The organism is Actinomadura livida (assembly GCF_014648675.1).
GTDB lineage: Bacteria > Actinomycetota > Actinomycetes > Streptosporangiales > Streptosporangiaceae > Spirillospora > Spirillospora livida.
The window spans coordinates 89223-92012 of record NZ_BMRO01000023.1 but is presented as its reverse complement, the minus strand read 5'-3'; the positions used below and the strand labels follow the sequence as shown (position 1 = coordinate 92012).

Here is a 2790-nt window from a genome sequence, read left to right as displayed (position 1 = left end):
TGCCGTTTCAGACGTTCCTCATCCACACAGACGATCTACACCAAACCGCCACCAAAGATCACGGGACACGCCCTAGTACGCGGTCGAGGGATTGCTGGGCGTCGCGCATGGAGGCGGCGTACTGCGGCTGGTTCCAGCGGGCCTGGGCTTCCTCGTCCGAGACGTTCTCCACACGTTCCATGAGCCACCAGATGTTGCCGAGCGGGTCCCGGACGCGCCCGCCGCGGTCGCCCCAGGCCGCGGTGCTCAGTTCGGTGACGGCCACCGCGCCGGCCTTGAGGGCCTTGGCGAAGACCGTGTCCACGTCCTCGATGTAGAGCCGCAGCAGGGCGGGGGTGTCGGGCCAGGTGTCCTTGGCGTCGAAGAGCAGGACGACGGAATCGCCGATGCGGACCTCGGCGTGACCGACGGAGCCGTCCTCGTTGGGGACGCGGAAGAGCTCCTCCCCTCCGAACGCCTCGACGATGAAGTCGATCGCCTTCGCGCTGTCGCGGGTCACGATCCAGGGTGCGACGGACGTGCAGCCGTCCGGAACCGGCTGGACTTCGGTGCTCGCCATCGGTGACTCCTCGTTGTCGGCGCCGCGGACTCGGCGGCGGCAGGCCATCGAGCAGAACGGAACGCTTCGTTCTGATCAACCCTAGGATGGGCGATATGTCTGGATTGGGGCTGGCGGGGCTCGTGTGGCCAGTGGGGAGAAAGTGATGGGCGGTGAGAAGGGTGTGGGAAACTCTTCCGGATGATCTCGGACTGGCTCGATTTGGGTCTGGACATATTCCGTGTTAATGCCTAGCTTTAACACCGACGCCGATGCTCTCAGTCAGGCGCCCGAGACGTGCTGCGCGCGTCAAGGTGCTGGCGGGGTGATACTGAGCTAACCCGGGCTGACCTGGGGAAATGCCTCGTGCCCCGGGGTAAGGGGTAAATTCCGGGCGTATCTTTCATTGCATTTTGGCGACATCCGCTTCAAGGGCCCTGCGCCCTTAACATTCGACCTACGCCTGCGTAGACTCCCGGAACCCGCGCTGCCGTGCGAGGCGTTCGAAATCATGACTCGCGGGGTACGCGGTAAAGATCGTCTTTTGACGATCGCGATCGCAGCACCCCTTGTCGAGGAGGACGGATGTCTGGGCTTTCCCTGTCAAGCCCGGTCAGCGCAGACGTGGATCTCGGCGGCGGCGACCTCTCATTGGTCGTCGTCGTCGCCGTGATCGCACTGTTGGCACTGGCCGTCGCCGCGGGTCTCGTGCGCGATGTCCTGGCCGCTGGCCAGGGCACCGACAAGATGCAGGAGATCTCGCGGGCCGTTCAGGTAGGAGCGAGCGCCTACCTGAAACGCCAGTTCCGAACGGTCGCAATCTTCGTGATCCTGATCCCGCTCGTCCTGCTGCTGCTCCCTGCCGAATCCACGGGGGAGCGCATCGGGCGGTCGGTCTTCTTCGTCATCGGCGCGCTGTTCTCGGCCGTCACCGGGTTCGTCGGCATGTGGCTGGCGGTCCGGGGCAACGTCCGGGTCGCCGCGGCCGCCCGCGAGGAGGGCGGCGAGAAGACGGCGATGCGCATCGCCTTCCGCACCGGCGGCGTCGCCGGCATGTTCACGGTCGGGCTCGGCCTGTTCGGCGCCGCGATCGTCGTGCTGGCGTACAAGGGCGACGCGCCGAAGGTCCTGGAGGGCTTCGGTTTCGGTGCCGCGCTGCTCGCCATGTTCATGCGGGTCGGCGGCGGGATCTTCACCAAGGCCGCCGACGTGGGCGCCGACCTGGTCGGCAAGGTCGAGCAGGGCATCCCCGAGGACGACCCCCGCAACGCGGCTACCATCGCCGACAACGTGGGCGACAACGTCGGTGACTGCGCCGGCATGGCCGCCGACCTGTTCGAGTCGTACGCGGTCATGCTCGTCGCCGCGCTCATCCTCGGTACCGCCGCGTTCGGCACCGAGGGCCTGGTGTTCCCGCTGATCGTTCCGATGATCGGCGTGATCACCGCGGTGATCGGCATCTTCGCCGTGACGCCGCGGTCCGGCGACCGGTCCGGGATGACGGCGATCAACCGGGGCTTCTTCATCTCGGCCGGCATCTCCGCGATCCTGGTCGCGATCGCCGCGTTCGTGTACCTGCCGTCGTCGTTCGCGGAGCTGAACGGCGTCACCGACACCGAGATCCAGGCACTGGACGCCGACCCGCGCTGGGTGGCGCTCGGCTCGGTCCTCATCGGCATCGTGCTCGCCAGCGCGATCCAGCTGCTCACCGGGTACTTCACCGAGACGAACCGCAAGCCCGTCCAGGAGGTCACCGCAAGCGCCCGGACGGGTCCGGCGACCGTCATCCTGTCCGGTATCTCGCTCGGCCTGGAGTCGGCCGTCTACACGGCGCTCGTCATCTGCGGCGCGGTGTACGGCGCGTTCCTGCTCGGCTTCGGCAACACCACCGTCGCGCTGTTCGCGGTGGCGATGGCCGGTACCGGCCTCCTGACGACCGTCGGCGTGATCGTCTCGATGGACACGTTCGGGCCCGTCTCCGACAACGCCCAGGGCATCGCGGAGATGTCCGGGGACGTGCAGGGCGAGGGCGCGGCCATCCTGGAGCGGCTGGACGCGGTCGGCAACACCACCAAGGCCATCACCAAGGGCATCGCGATCGCGACGGCGGTGCTCGCCGCGACCGCGCTGTTCGGCTCGTTCCGCACGACGGTGATCGCGGCGCTGAACGACGCGTCCGACGAGGCCAGGGACGCGCTCGGCGAGTTCGGCACCTTCAGCCTGTCGATCGACAACCCGAACGTGCTGATCGG

General features: G+C 67.3%; 2 protein-coding genes. One reads left to right on the top strand and one right to left on the bottom strand.

The window, feature by feature from the left end; translation table 11 throughout:
- Nucleotides 1-58: 58 nt before the first annotated feature.
- Complete coding sequence (locus tag IEZ03_RS35275) at nucleotides 59-559, bottom strand: VOC family protein (protein ID WP_184889996.1); 501 nt, start codon at nucleotides 557-559, stop codon at nucleotides 59-61.
- A 564-nt stretch (nucleotides 560-1123) separates the two neighbouring features.
- On the opposite strand from IEZ03_RS35275, the gene IEZ03_RS35270 reads away from it, so the two are divergent.
- Nucleotides 1124-2790: proton/sodium-translocating pyrophosphatase (locus tag IEZ03_RS35270; RefSeq protein ID WP_229808783.1), on the top strand; the 1667-nt coding region annotated here is incomplete at its 3' end.

What these genes read in the sequence shown, in the direction of transcription:
- IEZ03_RS35275 (WP_184889996.1), bottom strand. Translation starts at nt 559, where the DNA reads ATGGCGAGCACCGAAGTCCAGCCGGTTCCGGACGGCTGCACGTCCGTC.